This is a genomic window from Acholeplasma oculi, assembly GCF_900166985.1.
Lineage (GTDB): Bacteria > Bacillota_I > Bacilli_A > Acholeplasmatales > Acholeplasmataceae > Acholeplasma > Acholeplasma oculi.
In genome coordinates this window covers 108,966-133,927 of sequence record NZ_FUZK01000002.1, presented here as the reverse complement: position 1 = coordinate 133,927, position 24,962 = coordinate 108,966, and the positions used below count along the sequence as shown (strand labels likewise).

General features: G+C 30.2%; 24 protein-coding genes, 1 pseudogene and 1 riboswitch. Of the genes and pseudogenes, 20 read left to right on the top strand and 5 right to left on the bottom strand.

All coding sequences use genetic code 11. The features are described from left to right. Positions 1-27: 27 nt before the first annotated feature. Genes B5X49_RS04770 through B5X49_RS04750 form a run of 5 tightly spaced genes read right to left on the bottom strand, consistent with a single transcriptional unit; the run spans position 28 to position 4,109 of the window. A complete protein-coding gene (locus B5X49_RS04770; RefSeq protein WP_045748862.1) occupies positions 28-975 on the bottom strand; it encodes an L-lactate dehydrogenase in 948 nt (315 codons plus the stop codon). 21 nt (positions 976-996) lie between these two features. Continuing rightward, a complete protein-coding gene (locus tag B5X49_RS04765) occupies positions 997-1,878 on the bottom strand; it encodes an ADP-ribosylglycohydrolase family protein (RefSeq protein WP_045748863.1) in 882 nt (293 codons plus the stop codon). Continuing rightward, positions 1,878-2,582 carry an amino acid ABC transporter ATP-binding protein gene (locus B5X49_RS04760; protein ID WP_045748864.1) on the bottom strand — a complete coding sequence of 235 codons (705 nt, stop codon included), beginning with the start codon at positions 2,580-2,582 and terminating at the stop codon, positions 1,878-1,880. Before B5X49_RS04760 ends, B5X49_RS04765 begins: the two co-directional genes overlap by 1 nt. Then, a complete protein-coding gene (locus tag B5X49_RS04755) occupies positions 2,579-3,307 on the bottom strand; it encodes an amino acid ABC transporter permease (protein WP_045748865.1) in 729 nt (242 codons plus the stop codon). The genes B5X49_RS04760 and B5X49_RS04755 overlap by 4 nt, the downstream gene beginning before the upstream one ends. Then, positions 3,300-4,109 carry a transporter substrate-binding domain-containing protein gene (locus B5X49_RS04750; protein WP_159444490.1) on the bottom strand — a complete coding sequence of 270 codons (810 nt, stop codon included), beginning with the start codon at positions 4,107-4,109 and terminating at the stop codon, positions 3,300-3,302. Before B5X49_RS04750 ends, B5X49_RS04755 begins: the two co-directional genes overlap by 8 nt. A 232-nt stretch (positions 4,110-4,341) precedes the next feature. Here B5X49_RS04750 and B5X49_RS04745 point away from each other — a divergent pair, with 232 nt between their 5' ends. The 20 genes and pseudogenes from B5X49_RS04745 to B5X49_RS04655 all read left to right on the top strand — a co-directional run bounded on the left by B5X49_RS04745 (position 4,342) and on the right by B5X49_RS04655 (position 24,959). Beyond that, the gene (locus B5X49_RS04745) at positions 4,342-5,418 is read left to right on the top strand and encodes an HD-GYP domain-containing protein (protein ID WP_045748867.1); all 1,077 of its coding nucleotides are present in this window, start codon (positions 4,342-4,344) and stop codon (positions 5,416-5,418) included. Positions 5,419-5,439: 21 nt separating this feature from the next. Then, the gene (locus B5X49_RS04740) at positions 5,440-8,334 is read left to right on the top strand and encodes a response regulator (protein ID WP_045748868.1); all 2,895 of its coding nucleotides are present in this window, start codon (positions 5,440-5,442) and stop codon (positions 8,332-8,334) included. Next, a complete protein-coding gene (locus tag B5X49_RS04735; protein WP_045748869.1) occupies positions 8,331-9,611 on the top strand; it encodes an ABC transporter substrate-binding protein in 1,281 nt (426 codons plus the stop codon). The genes B5X49_RS04740 and B5X49_RS04735 overlap by 4 nt, the downstream gene beginning before the upstream one ends. 114 nt (positions 9,612-9,725) lie before the next feature. Beyond that, positions 9,726-11,288, top strand: coding sequence for a GGDEF domain-containing protein (locus B5X49_RS04730; RefSeq protein WP_159444489.1), 1,563 nt, complete (start codon positions 9,726-9,728; stop codon positions 11,286-11,288). Positions 11,289-11,419: 131 nt separating this feature from the next. Continuing rightward, positions 11,420-11,692: an ArsR/SmtB family transcription factor gene (locus B5X49_RS04725; RefSeq protein WP_045748871.1), complete on the top strand. Its 273-nt coding sequence runs from the start codon at positions 11,420-11,422 to the stop codon at positions 11,690-11,692. A gap of 40 nt (positions 11,693-11,732) precedes the next feature. After that, positions 11,733-12,704, top strand: coding sequence for a permease (locus B5X49_RS04720; protein WP_246777877.1), 972 nt, complete (start codon positions 11,733-11,735; stop codon positions 12,702-12,704). A gap of 22 nt (positions 12,705-12,726) precedes the next feature. Beyond that, positions 12,727-12,960 (top strand): thioredoxin family protein, encoded by a 234-nt coding sequence (locus B5X49_RS04715; RefSeq protein WP_045748873.1) that lies wholly within the window; start codon positions 12,727-12,729, stop codon positions 12,958-12,960. A gap of 107 nt (positions 12,961-13,067) precedes the next feature. Further along, positions 13,068-13,994, top strand: a complete 927-nt coding sequence (locus tag B5X49_RS04710; protein WP_045748874.1) for a calcium/sodium antiporter — start codon at positions 13,068-13,070, stop codon at positions 13,992-13,994. Between the two features lie 98 nt (positions 13,995-14,092). Beyond that, positions 14,093-14,299, top strand: coding sequence for a heavy-metal-associated domain-containing protein (locus B5X49_RS04705; protein WP_045748875.1), 207 nt, complete (start codon positions 14,093-14,095; stop codon positions 14,297-14,299). A 27-nt stretch (positions 14,300-14,326) separates the two neighbouring features. Then, positions 14,327-16,147: a heavy metal translocating P-type ATPase gene (locus B5X49_RS04700; RefSeq protein WP_159444488.1), complete on the top strand. Its 1,821-nt coding sequence runs from the start codon at positions 14,327-14,329 to the stop codon at positions 16,145-16,147. 3 nt (positions 16,148-16,150) lie between these two features. Further along, positions 16,151-16,819, top strand: a complete 669-nt coding sequence (locus B5X49_RS04695) for a Crp/Fnr family transcriptional regulator (protein WP_045748877.1) — start codon at positions 16,151-16,153, stop codon at positions 16,817-16,819. Between the two features lie 124 nt (positions 16,820-16,943). After that, positions 16,944-17,774, top strand: a complete 831-nt coding sequence (locus tag B5X49_RS04690; protein WP_045748878.1) for a helix-turn-helix domain-containing protein — start codon at positions 16,944-16,946, stop codon at positions 17,772-17,774. Between the two features lie 40 nt (positions 17,775-17,814). Beyond that, positions 17,815-17,886: riboswitch (Fluoride riboswitch) on the top strand. A 60-nt stretch (positions 17,887-17,946) separates the two neighbouring features. Then, on the top strand, positions 17,947-19,155 hold the full coding sequence (locus B5X49_RS04685) for a cation:proton antiporter (protein WP_045748879.1): 1,209 nt from the start codon (positions 17,947-17,949) through the stop codon (positions 19,153-19,155). A gap of 78 nt (positions 19,156-19,233) precedes the next feature. Further along, entirely contained in the window at positions 19,234-19,881 is a 648-nt protein-coding gene (locus B5X49_RS04680; RefSeq protein WP_052669891.1) for a YdeI/OmpD-associated family protein, read from the top strand. Then, positions 19,863-20,279, top strand: coding sequence for a DUF1801 domain-containing protein (locus B5X49_RS04675; RefSeq protein ID WP_045748880.1), 417 nt, complete (start codon positions 19,863-19,865; stop codon positions 20,277-20,279). Before B5X49_RS04680 ends, B5X49_RS04675 begins: the two co-directional genes overlap by 19 nt. Next, on the top strand, positions 20,276-20,644 hold the full coding sequence (locus B5X49_RS04670; protein ID WP_045748881.1) for a VOC family protein: 369 nt from the start codon (positions 20,276-20,278) through the stop codon (positions 20,642-20,644). Before B5X49_RS04675 ends, B5X49_RS04670 begins: the two co-directional genes overlap by 4 nt. 68 nt (positions 20,645-20,712) lie before the next feature. Further along, positions 20,713-21,906: pseudogene (locus B5X49_RS07875) on the top strand (TMEM164 family acyltransferase); the annotation flags it as partial. A 270-nt stretch (positions 21,907-22,176) separates the two neighbouring features. Next, a complete protein-coding gene (locus B5X49_RS07835; protein WP_045749975.1) occupies positions 22,177-22,887 on the top strand; it encodes an ABC transporter ATP-binding protein in 711 nt (236 codons plus the stop codon). A gap of 3 nt (positions 22,888-22,890) precedes the next feature. Then, positions 22,891-24,501 (top strand): hypothetical protein, encoded by a 1,611-nt coding sequence (locus tag B5X49_RS04660; RefSeq protein WP_045748882.1) that lies wholly within the window; start codon positions 22,891-22,893, stop codon positions 24,499-24,501. 11 nt (positions 24,502-24,512) lie between these two features. Next, entirely contained in the window at positions 24,513-24,959 is a 447-nt protein-coding gene (locus tag B5X49_RS04655; RefSeq protein ID WP_045748883.1) for a hypothetical protein, read from the top strand. Positions 24,960-24,962 lie beyond the last annotated feature (3 nt).

Below are 24,962 nucleotides of genomic sequence, written 5' to 3'. Positions count from 1 at the left end.
AAGACGAAATGTCTTACCCAATTTATTTTAAAAATTCATTGAATTGATATTAGTTTTTAGGATATTGGCTGATTTTTTTAAATTGGTTGTTTCTTCACTGTCTAGATTTAATCTAACAACATGATCTACCCCATTTTTATTTAAAACAGCAGGTAATCCAATATATAAATCTTTTTCTATATCATAAACCCCGTCATTATAAACAGAGATTGGAAGGATTCGGTTCTCATTATTAAAGATAGCGGAAGTAATTCTTACAAGTGCCATACCGATACCATAATAAGTCGCTCTTTTTCTAGAGATGATATCATATGCTGCATTTTTAACATCCTTATAGATAGCATCTAAGTCTGAAAACTTAATATGGTTGGGCATGGATTCAATCACATCTTTAAATGGTTTACCACCGACATTGGCATTAGACCAACAAACAAATTCTGAATCTCCATGTTCACCTAAGATATATGCATGGATGTTTCTAACATCAATATGGATGTACTGAGAGATTTCATAACGAAGTCTTGCTGTATCTAGTGATGTTCCACTACCAATAACACGACTTGATGGAAGACCAGATGCTTTCCAAACGACGTAGGTTAAGATATCTACGGGGTTGGTTGCTACCAAAATGATACCGTCAAAACCACTTTTCATAACTTCTCCTACAACAGATTGCATAATTTTAGCATTTCGGTTTAGTAAATCAATTCTAGTTTCTCCGTCTTTTTGATTTACACCTGCAGTAATCACCACTAAGCCTGCATCTTTACAGTCTTCATATGTACCGCTTTTTATACTCATTTTTCTAGGTGCGAATGCAAGACCATGGTTTAAATCCATTGCCTCACCTTCAGCTTTTCTCTGGTCAATGTCAATTAAGACAATTTCCTCAACCGTTCCTTGATTGAGTAATGCATAGGCATAACTCATTCCAACAAATCCTGTTCCTATGATAACGACTTTACTTTGTGACATATGTAAACCTCCTTAAGTTATTTATTGTTTTTCTAGTATGGATAGATCAAGCATATTTATAAACTTATCTGGTATATCGTAATAGATAGAACCAATCATGCCAAGGATTAACCCTCTATCAGCGGTTGCACCACCTAGTTTAGCATTCAAATGAAGCATATCTTCAAAAGAGTTCGAGTGACTTAAGATATAAAAGATCAGTGGAATGGATTGGTTTATTTGACAAGCAATACCTGAGTGTTCGTTGATGAATAAATCTAAATCTTGGGTGATGAGTGCTTGTTCTAAGGCTAATTTATAATGAGGTGGTGCTTGATGTATAGATTTTTTGAGTGATTCTATTAGATTTAAACCACTTGGACTTAAAAGAATATCGAACACATTAAAAAAATCTTGATATTCATTAAGATTTGAAAAGAGTTGGGTGAGTTTAAGTGCATGAGTTAAATCAAGTTGGTGCGCTTTGTATGCAATATAAGGAATAAACCCAACTAAGTGATCATCTGTTTTAGGTAACACGGGTAGTTCTAAGGATAGATCTTTTGAAAGTTCCTCGATAATCATTTTTTTAGCATAACTTTCAATATAACCTGAGTAGGAACCACCTGGTTTTATTTTATTAAATAATAAATTTTTATAATCTGTTTGAGTTAAATTTGGGTTTGTTGTTAAGGCATTTGAAAGCCAGTATAAAAACATTCCTTGTGTAGAGACAGAACCGAGGGGTTTATTGGGATAAACATAAAAAGATTTTTTAGCCTTTTCATATATTTCTTTATCTTGAACCCTAAAGATAAGTGATTGATGTTGACTTAAGGTCTCTAAAAAAGGTCGATCATATATCCAGTGAACACCAAGACCAGATATATTTCCAATGAGCGCTGCTTTTAATAATCTTTGCATTATCTCACCTTCTCCATAAAAAGTTTTAATTCTTCAGTTTGAGGTGTATTCAATATAGAAGGTGTTCCCATTTCTTTAATTTCACCTTGATGCATAAAAATGACATAATCCGCAAAGTCTTTAACAAAACTCATTTCATGTGTAACAAAGATAAAATCTTTTCCAATTGTTTTTAATTCTTTAACAGCATTTAATACTTCATGAGTCAGTATAGGGTCTAAAGAAGAGGTCGGTTCATCCATAAATATCACATTCGGATTAACACTTAATGCTCTAGCAATGGATGCTCTTTGAGCTTGTCCACCGGATACATTTTTAGGAAGTTTATCTTCTTGATCTTCTAGGTGTAGAAGGGATAAGTATTTACTTGCAGTAATGGACGCATCCTCTTTAGAAAAACCTCTTGTTTTTTCTAAGACAAGCGTGATGTTTTTCTTTAATGTCAAATGAGGAAACAAATTATGGTTTTGGAATACAAAACCAATACTTTTTTTATAGTCCTCATTCATAACGTTATAGCTATTTAAGTAAAGTTCACCTTGACTAGGTTTTTCTAATCCTGAAAGCAGACGAATGAGTGTGGATTTTCCACTTCCGGATACACCTATGATTGCAATCGATTGGTATCCTTCTAAATCCAGATTTAATTCTTTTAAGACCTCAACGTCGTAACGATGTGTAACATTTTTGATGTTTATTTTCATAATGACCACTTTCTTTCAATATATTTTGCTGCCTGTGAGAGTGGAATGGTAATCATTAAGTAAAGTATCCATAGTAGAATATAACCTTCAACAAATCTAAATGTTTGAGACTGTGCAACTCGGATTGCATAATATAGTTCATTATAAGATAACACATTAAGTAAGGCACTACCTTTAATAATCATCGATAGATTATTCATCATCGGAGGCATTAGAATTCTTGTCACTTGAGGGATGATGATGAATCTAAAGCGTTGATAAGGAGTGAAACCAAATAAATCCATGGTTAAGTATTGATCTTTTGAAATACTTGAAAATGCGGATTTATACACATTTTTCATATAAGGTGTCATATAGATGATGAGTGCAATATAACCCATCAAGTTTCTGTTGTATGTACCAAATGCAGGACCAATTAAAAATGCAGTAACAACAACTAAGACTAAGAGTGGTGTTCCGTAAATAATTTCAGTAAATACATCGGTTAGTGCATTTAAGTATTTTACTTTAGAAACAGAAAACAGGTAAAAAACAAACCCTAAAACAAGGCTTCCTAATAATGAAACAAAGGATACCAATAATGTATTTCCAATCCCTTCAGTCAATATATCTTGATATGGACTAAATGCATCCAATGAGAAGTCTTCTACTTGTCTTGTTACAACAAAAAAGACAAGTAGTAAAACAGTTAGGACTGCAAGTACGTAGGATAAGACCTTACTCATTTAAATAGAAACTCAAGCCATATCGGCCAAGTCTTTCAAGTAGAAGTGCATCCCACTTTGTAGCAAGCACTTCATATAAGCCACCCTCATCATCAAATGTTTCTATAAAAGCATTGGCTTTAGCTAAAAGTTCAGTATTACCTTTTTTAACAGCCATTCCAATAGGACTTGCAACAAAAGGATCCCAAACAATGATGGTTTCATCAGGGTTTGCTTTATAGCCATCAACCACTGGGTTTGCACTCATTAATAAAATATCACTGGTTCCTTGAGCAATGGATTCAACTGCTGTACCTAAATCAGTTGCTTCTAAAACTTCTTTACCATAACTTTTTGGAATAGATGAAGATACTTGAGATGCAATACCTACGAATCTTGCAGATTCAATTGCAAGTAGTTCTTCAACCGTTGAATCTTCATCTAAATTATTAGCATCAGCAAAATCTTTATTGAGTAGTGAAATAATTTTAAAGTAAAAATAAGGATCTGTAAAATCAACGACTTCAAGTCTTTGAGATGTAATACTCATCGATGCGATTGCAATATCAATTTCACCACTTTGGATTGCAGGAATGATTGAACCAAAATCAGTATTAACAATTTCAACACGCATCCCTAAGTATTCACCTAGTGCATAAGCAATGTCAACAGAAATACCTTCTGCATTGTTATTGTTGTCTACTGTTTCAAATGGAGGGTATTTTAAGTCCATACCAACCCTTAAAACAGATTCATCTCTACCACAAGCAACTAATGTGAGAAGGGATAATAATAAAGTTGATAATAAAAATAGTTTTTTCATATGATTAAAAACCTCTTTTCTAGTATTTATATCTTTATTATAGTAGATAATAAAGTTTTTCATGGCTTGGATGCCTTTTATGGCACCATATAATTAAATAATAGTGACTTATTATAAGGTTTTATAGTAAATCTTTTGTAGTTTAGGTAAAAATATTCGAAAGATATGGGTATATGGTATAATTAAATTAAGTTAAGAATGAATTATTATTCTGGGGAGAATGGTGTTTCATATGATATGTAAAATATTGGTTGTTGATGATTCGGCTACCGATCTCTTTATTATCAAGAACATGTTAAAAGATTTTTTATGTTTATCAGCACGAGACGGGGAAGAAGCTTTAGAGATGCTAAGATATGATCCAGATATTCATTTGGTTATTTTAGATTTAAATATGCCTAAAATGAACGGTTTTGAAGTCTTGGAAATATTAAATAGTGATAGCTATTTTAAACATATTCGAGTGATCATACTTACAAATGCAGAAGATGTTGAAGATGAAATTAAGGGTTTACAAATGGGAGCTGTGGACTTCATTAGAAAACCCATTAATTTAAATGCATTAAAAACTAGAATTGATGTACATAAAAAATTATTAGAACTTCAACATGATACAGAAGATGCTAATAAAATATTAGATAGAAAAATTGCAGAAGCAACCAAAGCATTAGTGATTACAAGAGATATCACAATTCAAGCACTTGTTGGTTTAATTGAGGTTAGAAACTTAGAAAGTTATAATCATATTATGCGTACGCAAGAAATGATGTCTTTACTGTGTAACCATTTAAAGGGAAAAAAGAAATTTAAAAATGTCTTAACGGATGAATATATACAAGAATTAGTTAAAACCTCAGCACTACATGATATCGGCAAGGTTGCTATATCAGATAGTATATTACTTAAACCTGGAAAACTTACAGATGATGAATTTAATCAAATGAAAAAACATGTGGATTACGGCGTCATCGCACTTAAAAAAGAATTACCTGAAGGTGAAGAAGTTCCAAGTTTTATTAAAAGAGCACTAGAAATTATAGAGTTCCATCATGAAAAATATGATGGAACAGGATATCCTAAAGGGTTAAAGGGAGAAAATATTCCATTACCCGGACGATTGATGGCAATTATTGATGTCTTTGATGCACTGATTAATGAAAGAGTCTATAAAAAAGCATATACAGTAGAAGAATCTGTAAAAATAATTAAAGAGAACATAGGGAAACATTTTGATCCGGATGTTGCAACCGGATTCTTAGAAATCGTTCCACAAATTTGTACAATCAACACGTTATATACTCAGCGCTAAAAAATTAAAGGGGATTGCGCAATGAGAAAATTATGGATAATTGTCTTAATGTTATGTCTTTTAGTGTCTATAGGAAGTATAGACACTTTTTCGCTTGAACCTATTAACTTTACTTTAGAAGAACAAAATTATATGGATTCTAATCCGGTATTAACACTCGCCGTAGACCCTGAGTTTATCCCATTTGAATTTATTGAAAATGGAGTATACCAAGGAATTGCATCCGACTACATCAAAAAGTTTGAAGAACGTATACCTATTGATTTTCAGGTGGTACCTAACTTAACTTGGGTTCAAGCTTATGGATTAGCACTTGATGGTCAAATTGATGTTTTACCTGCAATATCAAAAACTGCTGCAAGAGAAGATTTTTTAGCATTCTCTGAAATGTATTATGAAATTAGACGTGTAATTGTAACCCGTAATGACCGTACAGAAATTAAAACAATGAATGATTTAGAAGGATTAACTGTAGCAGTTCAAACAAGTAGTTCACATCATACATTTTTAAGTGATTATCCCAATATTAATTTAAGTTTATATAACGATGTAGGTGATGCTTTAACTGCAGTTTCTGATGGTAGAGAGGTTGCTTTTATAGGAAACCTTGCAACTACAGATTATTTAATTAAATCTAATGGTTTATCCAACTTAAGATTTACAGCACTTCCTAATGACGTGCCTATTGGATTACACTTTGCTGTATTAAAAGAAAATACAGTTTTATTATCTATTATTAATAAAACATTAAGTAGTATTACATTAGAAGAACGTATTGAAATACATTCTAAGTGGGTTACACTCTACCAAGACCCTGCAACAGATTATACGCTCTTACTACAAGCAGTGATTATTATATTTGTTATTATTTTATTAACGGTCTCTACATCCTTATACTGGATTCATAAGCTAAGAAAAGAAATAGAAGAAAGAAAAGTGATTGCTAAAGAGCTAGAACAAGCAAAATCTGTTTTAGAAGATACGAATCAAATGAAATCTACCTTTATGGCAAGAATGTCTCATGAGATAAGAACACCTTTAAATGCCATAACAGGTATGACATATCTATTAAAGAAAACAGATGTCTCCATGACACAAAGAGTATACATTGACCGAATCAATCAAGCATCGATTAATATGTTATCACTCATTAATGACATACTTGATTTCTCAAAAATCGAAGCATCAAAGATAGAAATTGAAACAACAGAATTTAATCTAGACCAAGTGATTCATAATATGATGAGTATTTTAGCCGTAAAGTTAGATGATAAGGGTTTAGGTTTTAGACTGATTAAAGATCCTAAAGTTCCCACATATTTTTATGGAGACCCTAAACGTATTGAACAAATTTTTATTAATTTATTAAACAACGCTATTAAATTTACAACGAGTGGGGAAGTATTATTTGAAGTGGATTTAAAAGCATTAGAAGAAGATTTAGCACATATCATCTTTACCGTTAAAGATACTGGAATCGGTATGAGTAAAGAAACGATTAAAAACCTCTTTAAACCTTTCCAACAAGCCGATTCTAGTATTAATAGAAGATTTGGTGGTTCAGGGTTAGGATTATCCATTGTTAAACATTTAGTAGAGTTAATGGGTGGAGATATTCAAGTCTATTCAACACTGGATAAGGGTTCTACATTTGTTGTCAATTTAAGTTTAAAAGTAGATACCGATAAAGAAGGTGAACTATCTAAAGATAATCATCAAAAGTTCTTTAAAGACATTAAAGTACTCGTTGTAGATAAAAACACTGCAAATTTAAACATTATGAAAACATATCTCAATTCATTTGGTGTTTTAGCAGAATTAACCACTTCAGGTTATGGTGCGAAAACACTACTTGAACATCATAATGGTTTACTTAAAGAACCATTTGATTTGGTAATTGTTGACTATGAAACAACAGAGCCTGATGGTATACATTATTTAGATCAATTAAACCAAAATGAACTGATTACAAGAAAACCTAAAATGATGGTGATGATTCCAATGCAAAGAACTGATCTATTTGATGTGATTGAATCCTATAAGATTGATGCAGGTATTGGAAAACCTATTATTTCTAGTATTTTACATAATACAATTCTAGAGTTATTTATCCATAAAACAATGAATAAGACGAAAGAACAAACCTCTGATACTTCTAAAACAATGGTTAAAAAGAATAAACTCATACTTGTTGTCGATGATAATCAAACCAATCAACTGATTGCTAAACTTATTTTAGAACAAGCGGGATATGATATTTTAACTGCCAATAATGGTTATGAGGCTGTCTTAATGTATAAAGAAAAAATGCATCAAATCCATTTAATTTTAATGGATATCCATATGCCTATATTAAATGGATATGATGCAGCAAAAGAGATCCATCAGTTAAACCCAAATGCATTAATGGTTGCTATGACGGCTGAGGTTACAGAAGATGTTAAACTACGAACAAAAGAAGCATTTATGGAACACTATATATCTAAGCCATTTGACCCAGATGAAGTTATTTTATTTATCAATGATATACTTTCTAAAACGGGGGAAGTAATCACCAATGAAGTATCTCCAATTGACCTCGTTAAGGGGTTAAATAATTTAGGTAATCAAAAAGATTTATATCATTTAGTAATCAAAGAGTATGTCTTAGAACATCAAGAAACGAATTTAAATTTAAAAACTTATTTAGATAGTAACAATTATCAAGAAGCTAGAGCTTTACTGCATAAATTTGTTGGAAGTACATCAAGCATTGGGGCAACAAAACTATCCAAAGTTACTCAAGAATTATCTAAAGTACTTTATGAAAAACGATATGAGGACATTCCTAATCTGTTCGTCTCATGGGAAGCATCCTTTATTGAGTTGATGAATTATTTAAGAAAAACATATCACATAGGGGATGAATCCTCATGAAAAAGATAATTTCTCTGATCTCACTTTGTTCTATATTATTTCTTGTGTCTTGTGCAAAACATGTAGAGGAACCTACACTTAGACTGCTTATTGGTGGTATGCAACAACCCAGTGAAAAAACATTTTTTAGACTGTTTGTTAGAGTGTTTGAAGCAGAATATGATATTAATGTAGAAGTTATTTATGATAATCCTGATAACTTATATAATGTGATTTCAGGTGAACTCATAAGTGGTGAATTCGAAACAGATTTAATCATGGTAGACACTGCACATATCAAACCTTTCATAGAAAGTGATATCATGCAGGATCTATCTTGGATTGATACATATCCTGATCGTACCATAACCGATATATTTAATGACTATACACATCAAGCAGGAAATAGGTATTTCGTACCCATTTCATATGATGTATATATGAGTATATATCATAAAGATATCTTACCTTTTTTACCTTCTACAGTTGAAGTTGAAAGAAACGATTTAAATGAAATTACTGAAATAAAATCAATTACTTGGGAAGATTTCTTTGAAACTGCAAGAAATGCAAAATCATCCCTTAACGAAAGTGTGTTTGGATTTCCTTATGCACAAGTTTCATCACAACTCATATACCCCATATCTGGCATGATATTATCGATGGGAGATTATCAATTACCTAGTTTTTATAATACAGAATCCTTTAAAGTATGGCAAATGATTGAGTCACTCTATGATGATGGTGCACTTATGACTGGAAATCAATTAAATCAAATGAATCAACCAACAGATAGTTTAAATAACAATATCCTTAAAATGAGTTTTGGACATATGGGTCCAATTGGTACCGCATATCAAGCAAACCCTAATCGATATGTATTAGGTCCAGCTCCAAAATCAGCTGAAACAGGTTATATGGGAACAACTGCAGGTGCTTGGACGTATGGTATGATTAAATATTCTAAACAATTAGCACTTGCAGAAAAATGGATTGAGTTTATAACAGACCCTGAAATTAATTATATGTACACCAGTGGTTTAGGTGGTGTTATGTCTCCAATTCAAGAAGTGATTCACAAACTAGATGAAACACCAACAGATCAAATCATGAAGATTGGTTTATCAATGGTTCAATCACCGATTCGAATATCAATTGTTGTAACAGATGATTTTACTTCATGGGACCAAGTAAAAAGGCTCTATGTAAGTCTTTACCAAGATATGATTGATGGTGAAACCATAACGATGAGAGAATTATCCAGTTATCAAAATCAATTAGAATCACTAAAGAAGTAAATATACAATATTTTTATAAATATCGCATATAATAAGTATTGGGAGAGAAAATAATATATGAGACCTATAAAACCTTATTTTTTGTTGATGACTGTACTCATAGTGGTTTTATGTTTGTTTTTTATAGAAAGAGATAAGCATTTATTAACACCAACGAGTCCAACCTATTTAGAAACAGGATGGTTCCATGAAGGAAATTCCATTAGTCTACCAACAAAAGTTGCAGCCAATTCAAATGAAACATTTACAATTAATTATGAAATGGATGAAAGATTCCATGATCAACAAACATTATTAATCAGAACATCCCTACAAGATATTAGGGTTTTTGTGGATGATGAATTAATATATGAAAGAAATTTTGGTTCTGAACCCCTTGATCCATATGCAAGCTTATGGCATATGGTGGATGTTCATAATCTTTCCGAAGGAAGTATTTTAAGTATCGAGTATATGTCACCTTATCAAGATATGGCAGGACAATTAAACCCTATTATGATTGGACAAAGAGACTCACTTTATGTCTATTTATTTACAACATATGGGTTTAGATTCTTTGTTGCATTATTAGTTTTAATTACAGGATTCTTTGTTGTCTTAATGAATACATTTCTTGCTAAAAATAAGGATAAGGGATTTGTTTATACAGGAATATTTTCTGTATTACTGTCTCTTTGGATGATAGCTGAATCTAGATTGCTACAATTTTTTACTGGAAGTCAAATTTTACTAGGTTCCCTAGCTTATATTATGATTCCTTTATTACCACTACCACTTATTAGATACTTAAGAGAAGATTTATTAACGAAGTTTAAAACCACATTAAAGATTATGTATTATGCATACTTTAGTATATTTATTTCAATCATACTCTTAAATATATTTGGTATCTATGATTTTTTTGAAACTGTAGCATTCACCCAAATTTCAGTACTTATTGGAATGTTTGTAGGTGTTGGACTTGTATTTTTTGAAATTAAGCAATTCAATAATAAAAGAGCATCCAATTTTGTAAAAGTATTATTATTAGTCGTATTCTTCGCACTCATAGAAATGATTAGTTTTGTAAATAATGATTTTAGAAATACATCCAGTTATATATCTATTGGTGTAGGAATCTTGTTGATAGTCTTTATGAGTTACTATATTAAATACATACTGACCAAAATTAAATCAGCTTATAAAGAAGAGTTTTACAAAAAGTTAGCATTTATGGATCATATCACTCAAGGATATAATCGTCTAGCGTATGAAAGAGATATCGAAGAGATATTTAAGAGTGTGGACAAAAAGAAGAATTTACGACTGGTTGTATTTGATTTAGATGAACTTAAACATATTAATGATAATTTTGGACATAATAAAGGTGATGAAGCACTACAAAAAGCATTTGATATTATGACAGAGGTTTTTGGAGACCAAGGAACGTGTTACCGAATTGGAGGAGATGAGTTTGCTTGTCTATGTTTAAATAATGATGAGGCAATTTATCAAATCAAGAAACAGTTAATTCAAGAACGTATCAAAGAAGAACAACAAAATCTTCCATATCACTTTGGATTTTCAATAGGTTCATCCGTTGTTCATGATTTATCCATTTCAGATGATCGTTTAATGGAGATTGCAGATAATGAAATGTATGAACACAAAAAGAAATTTAAAATGATTTACAGATAAATACAATACGAACAATAGACTTTACATGGTCTATTGTTTTTTTTTATAGTTTTAGTTGACAAGTTTAAGTATACACATTACAATATAGATACTCATCTATATAGATGGTTATCGATACAGGAGATGATTCTATGGATTATAAAAAATTAAGTCAATTATTTAAAGTTTTTTCTGATGAAACAAGATTACAAGTGATTGATCTAGTAAAAAATGGAGACCGCTGTGCATGTACGATTATTAATCAATTACCAATCACACAGCCAACACTTTCTCACCATTTAAAAGTCTTATCCGAATCAAATATCACTAAGACTTCAAAAAAAGGTAACTGGAAACATCACCATATAGATAATGATCATATCAAAGAGATGATTCTTTATCTACAATCTATTTTGGAGTCATAATATGAACTTTTTTCAAATCATCAATGATATTTTTTTAAAAATGAAGTGGCTGGAAGAGTTTATTTATTGGCTGTTTAAAGATGTCTTTGGAATGAATGAACATGATTTAATGTTTGATGCAATAACTTTCTTCTTTTATGATGTGATAAAGATATTTATCTTATTATCTGTCCTTATTTTTATCACATCCTATATTCAATCCTATTTTACACCCGAAAGAACAAGGAAAATACTAGGTTCTATGAAAGGTATTCAAGGAAATATTGTTGGTGCTTTATTAGGAACGGTTACACCTTTTTGTTCATGTTCATCGATTCCTATATTTATCGCATTTACCAGATCGGGTTTACCTTTAGGTGTAACCTTCTCATTTTTAATCTCATCACCTCTAGTTGATATTGCAAGTATCATTCTACTTACGAGTATATTTGGTTATGAAGTTGCACTCTTATATGTTGTTGTAGGTTTATTAATTGCTGTGATTGGTGGGTTTATTATTGGTTTATTGAAGATGGATGATCAAATAGAAGAATTTGCTAGATTTGATATCAATGAACATTATGAACTACAAGAAGATGAAAAAATGAGTCAAAAAGAAAGAAGTCGATATGCGCTTAATGAAGTCAAGAATATTATCAAAAAGGTTTATTTATATGTCTTTATAGGTGTTGGTATTGGTGCCTTGATTCATGGTTATATACCTACTTCTTGGATACTTGCTGTATTAGGAGATAATAATCCATTTTCAGTCATTATTGCAACACTGATTTCAATTCCAATTTATGCTGATATCTTTGGTACATTACCTATAGCTGAGGCATTACTACTTAAAGGTGTTGGTCTTGGAACTGTTCTAAGTTTTATGATGGCGGTTACTGCTTTATCTCTACCATCTATCCTGATGTTAAAAAGGGTTGTTAAACCTAAACTATTAGTTACATTTATTAGTATCGTAACAATATCCATCATTATTATGGGATATATATTTAATTTCTATCAGTTCATATTCTAAATTATAAAAGGAGATATACTATATGAATATAAAAGTATTAGGAACAGGATGTAATAACTGTAAAATGTTATTAGAACATACAAAGAAAGCTGTAGAAGAGCTCAATATAGAAGCAGATATTGAATATATAACAGAGTTAAAGACAATTGTACAACTTGGAGTTGTTAAAACACCAGCGTTAATGGTTGATCAAAAAATTGTTTCTAGCGGAAAAGTATTAGATGTTCATTCGTTAAAATCTATACTTTTAAAATAGGTAAACATTTTCAATCATTATCTTGTGTAAATAGACTGACATTTCACCTTAAAATATGTTAAGATAGACAAGATAAAATTTTACTATCTTGAAAATGAGGGTTTAACATGTTAGATATTGGGTTGGTTCTATTAGGTTTTTTAATTATGGTGAAGGGTGCAGACTTTTTTGTTGAAGGTTCAGCAGGAATCGCAAAAAAATTAAAAGTACCTACATTAATTATTGGTTTGACGATTGTTGCATTTGGAACCAGTATGCCAGAGGCTGCAATTAGTATTACAGCTTCTATTCAACAAAATCATTCCATGTCTTTAGGTAATATCGTTGGATCGAATTTGTTTAATACTTTATTGATTTTAGGATTATCCGCAATGATTAGTCCTGTTATTGTTAAAAATAGTTTAATTAAAAGAGAAATACCCATATCCTTGATTGCGAGTTTATTGTTACTTGGATTCTTTTTTATCAATGGTGACTTGATTGACCGTCTTGAGGGGTTTATATTCTTATTATTCTTTGGATATTTTGTTTATAAGATGATTAAAGATTCCAAAGACCAAGATATCGAAGAAATACCCACAAAATTTTCACTTAAAATCAATATTCTATTAACAATCGTTGGTTTAGCGATGATTGTCCTAGGTGGTGTTATTACCACGGATAGTGCTGTTAAAGTTGCATTAAGTTTTGGTATGAGTCCACTTTTAGTTGGATTAACCATTCTCGCAGTAGGTACATCACTTCCTGAACTTGTTACAAGCGTTGTTGCTGCGTATAAGAAAGAAAGTGATATTGCGATTGGAAATATTGTAGGATCTAATATCTTTAATATTTTATTTGTTTATGGTGCATCTCAAAGTATATCACCTGCTCCAAATCCAAGTAACTCTTGGATTGACCTAAGTATACTTGCAGGTGTAACTATCTTAACTTGGATATTTTCAAAAACAGGTAAAAAGATTGGAAGATTTGAAGGATTTATATTATTTGCCATCTATATTGGGTATATGGTATACATCATTATTAGAAACTAATATAAATAGGTTAAACGTAAAAATCTTGATTTAGGTCAAGGTTTTTTTTACTTATTAGGGATATACTAAAGATACCAATAAGAAAGGAAGTATTGAAAATGGAAAAAATATTTAAAGTAGAAACACTCACATGTCCTTCATGTGTTAAAAGAATCGAAAATGGTTTAAAAAAAGAAAAAGGTGTGATTGATGTAACTGTTAAGTTTAATGCATCTAAAGTATCTGTCGTATTTGATGAAACAGTTCAAAATGAAACAGAACTTAAAAATGCTTTAAATAACTTAGGTTATCCAGTGTTAGAGTAAGTAATGATGAGGCACTTAAGGAAGCATTTGTATTTATATGTAATCAGTACTTTATTTATTCTATCTATCATTTTAAATGAGTGGAAAGTGAATATCGCATTAAGTATCGTTACTATGACGCTACTTACAATTGTTTCTGGTTTCCATATCTTTAAAAAAGCGATCATAGATTTAAAGTATTTATATATAGGAATTGACTTACTCGTAACTGTTGCAGTAATTGCAGCATACATTATAGGGGATTATTTTGAGGCTGCCGCTGTTACATATCTTTTTACATTAGGGCATCATCTTGAAAAACTATCCTTAGAAAAAACAAGAAGTGCATTAACCAAAATGATGGATTTAAAGCCAAAGTTTGCTAGAAAAATAATAGATGATCAAGAAGTGTTCATTCCGTTTAAAGATTTAGTAGTAGGTGATACATATTTGGTTAAGAGTGGAGAAGTGATTCCAACAGATGGAATTTTACTGGATGGTGAAGGATTTGTCGATGAACAAATGATGACTGGAGAATCCATTCCTTTATTGAAGCAAATTGGTGATATCTTAATTGGGTCTACGATTCTACATTCAGGATATATCTATATGAAGTCAACTAAAGTTGGAGAAGATACAACACTTTCAAAAATGATCAGTATGGTTGAAGATGCGCAAGATAGAAAATCAACATCTGAAAAATTTATTGAAAAATTTGCAAGATATTACACACCACTAATGTTGTTACTTTCTGTTTTGGTTTATTTTGTAAGTTTAGATATTAGGCTAGCTATTACCATATTAGTCATTTCTTGTCCTGGAGCACTCGTCATATCAACACCAGTTTCTTATGTTGCAGGTATAGGAAATGCTGCTAGAAAAGGAATTCTTTTTAAAGGTGGTGAATCCATTGAAAGATTATCAAAGGGTCAAATGGTTAGTTTTGATAAAACAGGCACATTGACTAAAGGTAATTTAGAAATCGGTTCAATAAAGACGTATGATATCGATGAAAATGAACTCATTCGGATTGCTGCTATTGGTGAGAAGTTAAGTGAACACCCCATTGCAAAAGCAATCACAAAAGCTGCTGAATTAAAAAATATAGCTTATCAAGAACCACTAGATAACTTCAAGATTGATATTGGAGAAGGTATTTCTTATATGTATAAAGGTATAACGTATCATATTGGAAAATCTCCTAAAGCTAAACATTTAGAAAGTAGTCTATATTTAAACGATTTAGATTTTATTAAGAATCAAGGTGAAACAACACTAACGCTTTCAACAAATGAAAAAATACTAGGTATTATCGGTGTAAAAGATCAACTAAGAACACATAGTCAAGAACTGATTCATGAACTTAAAAAAATGAATTTAAATCCTTTAGTTATGCTAACTGGAGATCATGAAGTAGTTGCTAAAAATGTATCTTTAAGTATTGGTTTAGATACATATCATCATTCATTATCTCCAGTAGATAAATCAGAGATATTAAAGACTTATCAAGAAACATACCAAACCATCTTTGTTGGTGATGGATTAAATGATAGTATTGCTTTAAGTTATGCAGATGCATCGATTGCAATATCAGGTTTAGGTAAGGACCTTGCCATGGAAACAGCAGATGTTGTTATATTAAGTGATGATATTAGAAATGTCAAAGATGCAATACTAATCAGTAGAAAAGTAAAAACTACGATGTATCAAAACATAGGGTTTGCACTTTCAACAGTTGCAATTTTAATGATTGGTGTTATATTTAAAGTAGTCAACATGTCGATGGGGATGCTCATTCATGAGTTATCTGTCATTGTTGTTGTATTAAATGCAATCAGACTGTTAAGATATGATTTAAAAAAGAGGTAAATTATGAGCGATAATCAACCCAATCAGTGCGTCAAACATGTCCCACTCTTTAAAAACTTGAATTCAAGTGAGCTAGATGAAATTGTCAATATTGCACATCATAAAAAAATGATGCGTGGTGAATTCATTTATCATTTAGGTGATTCGATTGAAAGTTTATATGTGATTCATAGAGGTAAGGTTAAAATTTCAAGAATGAATCAGGATGGAAAAGAACAAGTCATAAGAATCTTAAAAAATGGAGATTTTTTAGGAGAGTTGGCATTATTTAATACACTGAATACACCACATTATGCAGAGGTTATTGAACCATCCATTATTTGTATGGTTGAACAAAAAGAATTAAAAAAGCTCATGGCTAAGAGTCCAGAGCTTTCCATTAAAATGTTAGAAGAAGTTACCAATCGATTAGATCATGCAGAAAAATTAATCGAACATAACAATTTATATGATGCATTAACCAAAGTGGTTAAAATCTTACTAGATTTAGAAAAGAACTTACTTGTTAAATTTCCTACATCTAAAACCAACTTAGCTTCGAATTTAGGTATGACACCTGAAACGTTTAGTAGAAAATTAGCTGTATTAACAAAAAAAGGATATATTCATTCTATTGAAAATAAATTAATTATGATTGATCAAAAAGAAGCATTAAAAAAACTCCTTGAGTAAATGAATGATATAGAAAGTCTATATGACTTTCTATATATTTTTTTACGATTTTTCAAGTTATTTTGATTGGGTTTTGTTATGATATATAGTATAAGTTAAAAAACACGTTTTAGAAAGGTTTCTTATGGCAAACAGTAACTACCTCAAGAAGATAAGAGAATCCAAAAATTTAAGTATTAAAGATGTATCTAGTGATACAAAGATTCAAGTTCAAACCCTTAAATCATACGAGGATGGATCGAAAATATCTATAGAGCATCTTGAAAAGTTATCAATGTTTTTTAAGGTGTCTCCATCATTTATATTAGGTGGAAAAGATAGAAAATATCAATTTCCAAACTATGAAGTAGACAAGAAATTTAGAAGATATTATCATTTTAGTGTATTAATTTATATTTTAATGTCTACCATCAATTTAATTTGGGTCGCGATGAATGGTTATGATAGTTTAAATGGAAATATTCAAATCTTATTAACAATTATCGTATTTAGTTTCATACAATTATGGTTATTTATTTTTAAAGGAGTATCAACGATTATAAGGGTTAAGTATCGAATGAGAGTGATTAAAGTAATTACTGTATCCTTAGTTTATCTGAGTTTCATACACTATGCTCAAAATTCGAGTGATTCACTCAATTTAATAGGATTTACATTACCATCCTTAATTATTGGATATACATTCATTGATTTTATATCTGCAATCTTATCATTTAAATATCCAGTCTATCTATATATTCTTAAATCAGGTCGATTAAGTTTAATTTTGATGGGTGTCTATGTATGCTTTATGGGTGTATTTCTAACTTTTGTAAGACTAACCACGCTACCCCCTGATTTAGACCGTGTACTGATGTTTAATTTACTGATTAGTGGAATCTATGTTGTAGTACTTAACTTTAGATGGATCAACTTTAGAATCAAAAACAATCTATACATGCGTACTTACCGATAATTCATAAAAAATTTATACGTTTAATTATTTTAATGATAAAATAGATAAAGGGAATGAAGTGCTCCCTTCGTACATACGTAAACCGCTTATTGCTGATGACTTCTACAGATTTTTTATCTGTAGGCCATCAGCTTTTATTATAAATTAGGGATTTAAAGAAAGGAATTTGTTTATGTTACTCACACTATCACTCATCATCTTAGTAGGTTTTTCATTATCAGAAATATTTTATAGACTGAAACTCCCAAGAATCATTGGAATGATTCTTGCAGGTATTTTACTTGGACCTTATGTTTTTAACTTGATTGCTCCAGAGGTTTTAGCTATTTCTGTTGATTTAAGACAAATTGCACTCATTATTATTTTGCTTCGTGCAGGTCTATCATTAAGTTTTAATGATTTAAAAAAGGTAGGAAGACCAGCAATACTGATGTCTTTTATCCCTGCTAGTTTGGAAATTATAGGTGTTTTAATACTGGGTCCTATCTTTTTAGGATTAACAGTTATTGAGTCTTTAGTTTTAGGAAGTATACTGGCTGCGGTTTCTCCTGCGATTGTTGTACCTAGAATGTTAAAGTTAATGGAAGATAAGCAAGGAACTAAAAAGTCTATTCCACAAATTGTATTAGCAGGCGCATCCGTAGACGATATATTTGTTATCGTTCTTTTCACATCGTTTGTACAAGTTGCACAAACTGGATCCTATTCTTTATTAAGTATTCTCTTTTTACCAATTTCTATTGTATTAGGAATTTTAGTGGGTATTATCTTTGGTTATTTATTTGTAATATTCTTCAAGAAGTTTCATATTAGAGATACAACAAAAATATTATTGATCTTAAGTTTTTCATTATTCTTTTTAACAATAGAACATGAGTTTTCAAATATAGTTCCATATTCTGGTTTACTATCCGCTTTATCCATGGGAATTACCATACTCACACGTTATCAAGTAGTAGCAGAAAGATTGGTTAAAAAGTATGAAAAGATTTGGGTTTTTACAGAGATGTTACTTTTTGTATTAGTAGGTGCTGCAGTTGATATTACCCAAATACCTAATATTGGACTCATGGCGATATTACTCATTATAGGTGCATTGGTGTTTAGAAGTATTGGAGTATTCATTTCACTTTATAAAACCAATCTAGAAATAAAAGAAAGAACATTTGTTGCTTATGCATATATTCCAAAAGCAACCGTTCAAGCATCTATTGGTTCAATACCGCTAGCACTTGGAATTTCTAATGGAAATACCATGTTAACAATTGCTGTATTAGCAATATTGTTGACTGCACCACTTGGAGCATTTCTAATCGATCTATCTAAAAATAAATTTCTTGGACCTAAAGATATAGAAGATATTCAACCAATTAATCTATAAATTTGATTTATAAATGCAAGATTGAATTAAAAAACCTCCTTTTTAAGTATACTTAAAGTACAAGTAAGGGAGGTTTATATGCTATTTAAACTAAAAACTACTGAAACATATGCATTAAGAAACATACCAGATAACTATAAAGACCAATTTAAAGATTTAAATATTGTGGATAAAAATCCAGATTTAATTTATGGTTTTGTAGATACACTTGAAGACATGAAGAGAGAAATTAAAAATGCTTTAAATGAATTAAAACCAGGCGGATTACTTTGTCTAATGTATCCTAAATTAAAAAACACTTTAGGAAAACCTGGAATTCATAGAGATGATATTTTTCCATTTTTAAAAGTAAATGATGAAACAGGTTATATAGATCAAACACTGATGCGTTTTAATCGTATGCAAGCATTTGATGATCAATATACACTCATTGGTATCAAAAAAGATACATCACTAAAATTAAGAAAAGAAGTACTTACATCAAAGTCTGATATAGAAAACTTTATAAAGGAATTTATAGAACTGATTCAAAAAGAAACAGACGCTTTAGCATTTTTTAATACACTACCCAATGGTTATCAAAAACAATGGGTTCGATATGTATTTGATGTCAAAACAGATGAGACAAAACAAAAAAGATTAAAGGAAACAATATATTATTTAAATAAAAAAGTAAAAGCTAAAACACTTGTAAAGAAGGAAGACCTATGGAAAGAACAAACTTAAGTATCGAATCATTCTTAGAAACCGTAGAAGCTGAACGTTTAGAAGATATCCAAACACTTCTAAAACTAGGAACGGAACTCACCTTAAAAGAACCTAAAATGTGGGGAACCATAGTTGGTTATGGAAGCCTACACTATAAATATAAAACTGGTCATGAAGGAGATATGCCATTATTTGGATTTGCAAATAGAAAAAATGCAATCACCTTATATCTATCTTATGATTTAGAACAATACGAAATACTCATGGACTTAGGTAAATATAAAATTGGAAAGAGTTGTTTATATATTAAAAAACTTAGTGACATTGATATGGATGTTCTAAAAGAATTAATTCAATTAGGAATTAAAGAAACACTAGAATTAGACTTTATAACAGATAATGAGGAAAGAATATGAAATTAGGTGCATTTTCTTTAAGTTTAAAAGTCAATGATCTAAAAACTTCACTTCATTTTTATGAAAAATTAGGATTTAAAATCATCGGAGGGAATCCTGATGATTTATGGGTTATTCTTAAAAATGAAGATAGTGTCATTGGGTTATTTGAAGGAATGTTTGAACATAATATGATGACATTTAATCCTGGATTTGACTCCAGTGGAAACGTCACTAAAGATTTTATAGATATTAGAGAAATTAATCAAAAATTAAAAAATGAAGGTATATTTTCAATGGAAACCATTCAAGGTGAAAAAGGACCTGGATATATGATGATTGAAGACCCGGATGGTAATCTCATATTAATTGATCAACATGTATAATTCTTAATTTTTATGTTATAATGAAATCAATCAATTATTGAAAATAATTTTCAAAAACATGATAAAAAATGACATGGGGATGTTGTATACATATGGAAACCACGATATTATTAGGTTTTTTATTTATCGTTTTGGGACTAGTGCTTCATTATAAATATAATGAATATAAAAACATATATACTAAAGTCTTTTCAGTTGGGTTATTTTTAATCTATCTGACAAGACTTTTTTCTTTTGACACAATAAATCAAACATTTAATCTGTTATTATTTGATGTGGTAACACCCATTAACTCAGAATCCACTTGGATTTTTAGTCCGGAATTATCGTTAATCATTTTATTTCAAAGATGGATTGGTGTGGTACTGATTGCTTGGATATTTACTTCCATTTTATATCCATTAAAGCGTCTTCAAACACTGATTGGTTATTTTGGATTGATTCTCTCGGTTTTATATATCATATTTTTCAATGAACATGTGATTGCATTTCAAAACTCATTAGACTTTTCATCTAGAGTTGTTGAATTTATGTTTGAAATATGTTTTTTATTAATTGTTTCCCTTAGTTATTTATTAAATAGTTTCAAGTTTAAAATATCTTTAAAAGAAACATGGATTACAGTTTTAGTCATCATAGGTAGCATGTTTGCATTAATGCCTCAAACCTTATTAATTAATCTGTTTGGTAATTTAGGTGAAATACCTAAGGAATTTAATGTAGAACACTTGATACTTATTTTAATACCTATCATAGCTATGTTTGTTATTTATAAACTGATGAAACTAAAAAGTGTGGATGCTAAGGAAGCACTCATACTGTTTTTAGCTGTAGCATCGATATTCCAATACTTTTATATGAGAAGAGAAGATTTAGCAGCTCTTCCTTTCCATTTATGTAATATGGCGGTTATCTTAATATTTTTTGCAGTGGTATTTAAAATAAAAAGTTTCTTCTATTTTGCATATTTTGCAAATGTCATCGGTGCAATCGGTGGTATTTTATTACCAAACTATGAGGTGGATTTCTTTACCCTACAAGTTATACACTTTGCATATAACCACATCTATGCACTGATTATTCCAATACTTGGAGTTGCATTAGGGGTGTTTCATAAGCCTACTTTAAAATCGATGTATCAAGCATTGATTGTATTTACGGTTTATTATTTAGTGATCTTATTCCTAAATGCTTGGTTTAACAACTATACACTGGTGGATTATTTCTTCGCATACAGTGACTTTCTAACAGATATGCTAGATTTAAGACAACTTCAATATAATTATGTAATCGAGTTTACATATCAAGACTTAACATTTAAATTTTTCTGGCTTTATCAATTACTATATTATCTATCTTTCATGGGTCTGATGTTTGCAAGTTGGTATGTCTATGATTGGTCATATGCATCCATTGAAAGAAATAGACAATTAAGAAATAAACAACAACAAATGCGTTATGATAAAAACTTATTAATCCAAATGTTGGGTGATAAGAAAATTGATGAAAGAATGTATGAGGCATATAAAGGTATGATAAAAATTTCAAACTTCTCAAAAAGATATGGAAAATCAAATCGTTTTGCAGTTAAGAATTTCTCTCTTGAAGTAGGACCAGGTGAGATTTTTGGATTTCTTGGTCATAACGGAGCAGGTAAATCAACAACCATTAAAAGTATGGTTGGCATTCAGTCCATTACAGAAGGTGAAATTATGATTGATGGATATTCCATTAAAACTCAACCAATCGAAGCGAAACTTCGAATGGGCTATGTATCCGACAATCATGCGGTTTATGAAAAATTAACTGGTAGAGAGTATATTTATTATGTTTCAGAACTCTACAAAGTTGATAAAAATATTAGAGATGAACGTTTCAATAAATTAGTTAAAGAACTCAATTTAGAACATGCTATTGATCAAGAAGTAAAATCGTATTCCCATGGTATGAAACAAAAATTAGTAGTTATTGCATCCTTAATTCATGAACCACCTGTATGGATTTTAGATGAACCCCTAACAGGACTTGATCCAACCAGTGCATATCAAATCAAAGAATCCATGAAAGAACATGCTAGAAAAGGTAACATCGTATTTTTCTCATCACACGTCATTGAGGTTGTTGAAAAGATTTGTACAAAGATTGCAGTGATTAATCAAGGTGAACTCATCGGAGTTTATGAAGTAGAAGATTTAAAGAAAAAAGGAATATCGTTAGAAACACTTTATATGCAAGGAAAATAAGTTATGGTCAAACGTATATGGTTATTACTTTTACTACAACTTTATAATAAATTTAAACGAAAAGAAAAAGGTTCTTTAAGAATATACAGAGTAATTGCTATACAAGCTGTTATTCTTGTTTTAGTGAGTATTGTTGCATCTTTTGCAATCTATGCGATTAAAAATATATTCTATATACCTGTAAATGAATATTTTGCAATATTTATATTTGTTCTAACCCAAGGAATTGGTATCGTTTCATCCTTGTTACATGTAACAAATGATTTATACCATAGTAGAGATAATCAAATTTTATTCCCATTACCTGTGAAGAATGATGAAATCTTTATAAGTAAGTTTATTCTTTATTATATTCAAGAATTTTTAAGAAACCTTTATGTTTTAGTACCTATCTTAATTGCACTTGGATTTAATCAAAATGCACATGTACTTTACTACTTGAATATATTACCTATTGCACTACTTTTACCTTTACTTTCAGTGTTTATATCGACGTTATTATCCATTCCATTTGTATATATAAAAAATTATTTAAGAGAACACCAGCTCATGAGTGCTTTATTAACGTTAGTGGTTTTAGTTACTTTAGGGTATTTTATATACATACTGATACAAGGGATTCCAATACCGATTCGACTTGTACAACTTTATAACAGTTTCATTATAGGGTTAACACTATTTATGCAACAAATAGCAGACTTTGGATTTGTATATACATATATTGGATTTATATTATATAACGTGAATCCGTTCATCCATTATGTCTATGTATTAGGCATCACAATCCTTCTAGGATTAAGCAACTACTTAATTGCAAAACCGATGTATTTTAGATTAACATCACGTTCTAACGAACACTCTGTTAAGAAGAATAAATCGCATAAGACTAAAGAATCTAAATCACTGTTTATGACGTTCTTTAGAAAAGAAATGATTATTGCAAGAAGAAGTCCTAATGAATTAATTAACAATTACGCTTTACTAATATCCCTTCCGATGATTATGTATATCCTAAATTATATTTACATGGGTATGAACCGTTCAACATTTGGAAATAGTTTAGTACTGATTTTAAATATATTAATTTGTTTATTAGTTGTTACGGGTTCAAATACACAGTCAGCTTCAGCAATCACTAAAGAAGGTTATGAATTTATCTTATTAAAAACAGCACCTTATGATACTTCTAAAATTGCATGGGCAAAACTACTATTTAATTTACTCATTACATTATTTGTTATTGGTATAAGTTTTATTGTCTTTAGTTATGCACTTCCAGTATTTCCTAAAATGGATATCGTCTATTTGGCAATATTTGTAAGTGTTGTAAACATTGGACATATCTTTTATAGTTTGGAATTAGATGTTTTAAATCCAAACCTATCAGAATATGCCCAAACAGGTAGTTTAGTGAATCATCCAAACATTCAAAAATCTCTATCTTTTGGACTGATATTATCATTACTATTTACCTTGGTTGCTGTTATTTCATTTATTATTGTAGAAGATTTAGGATGGGGTTTAATGATTGGTTCTGCAATCGTTTTTGCCCTCTACCGATTTGTATCGTTTAGAGCATATTTAAAAGCATATTTTATAGAGATAGAATATTAAGGAGGGAATATATGACGAAAAAATCAATTATATTTATTATTTTTATATCTAGTATTCTATCCATCATGATGATTGCTGTATGGGGAACATTACCTGAAAACACCAATTTAGGGCCTATTGAAACGATTGAATTTACCGAGTTTGACACATTAAATGAAGATTCGGAAAAGGTTAGAGATGTCAAACCATTTGTTACAACAACAAACCCAGTTTACCGATTAAATTATGATTTAGGACCTGATGAAAGTTATAGTGAACTTTCAGTTACTTTAAGTCTTAGTCATATTAATTATCAATTAGATATTTATGACAAAATCATATATATCTACTATGGACTTGAAGATATAGAAAATGAAATTGTTTTAACAGTTACGATTAAAGATTCAAGGACTCAAAAATCAGATATGATCATTTTATGGTTTAAACCACCCGGAGTGATCATTGTTCCAGATCTATAAAAC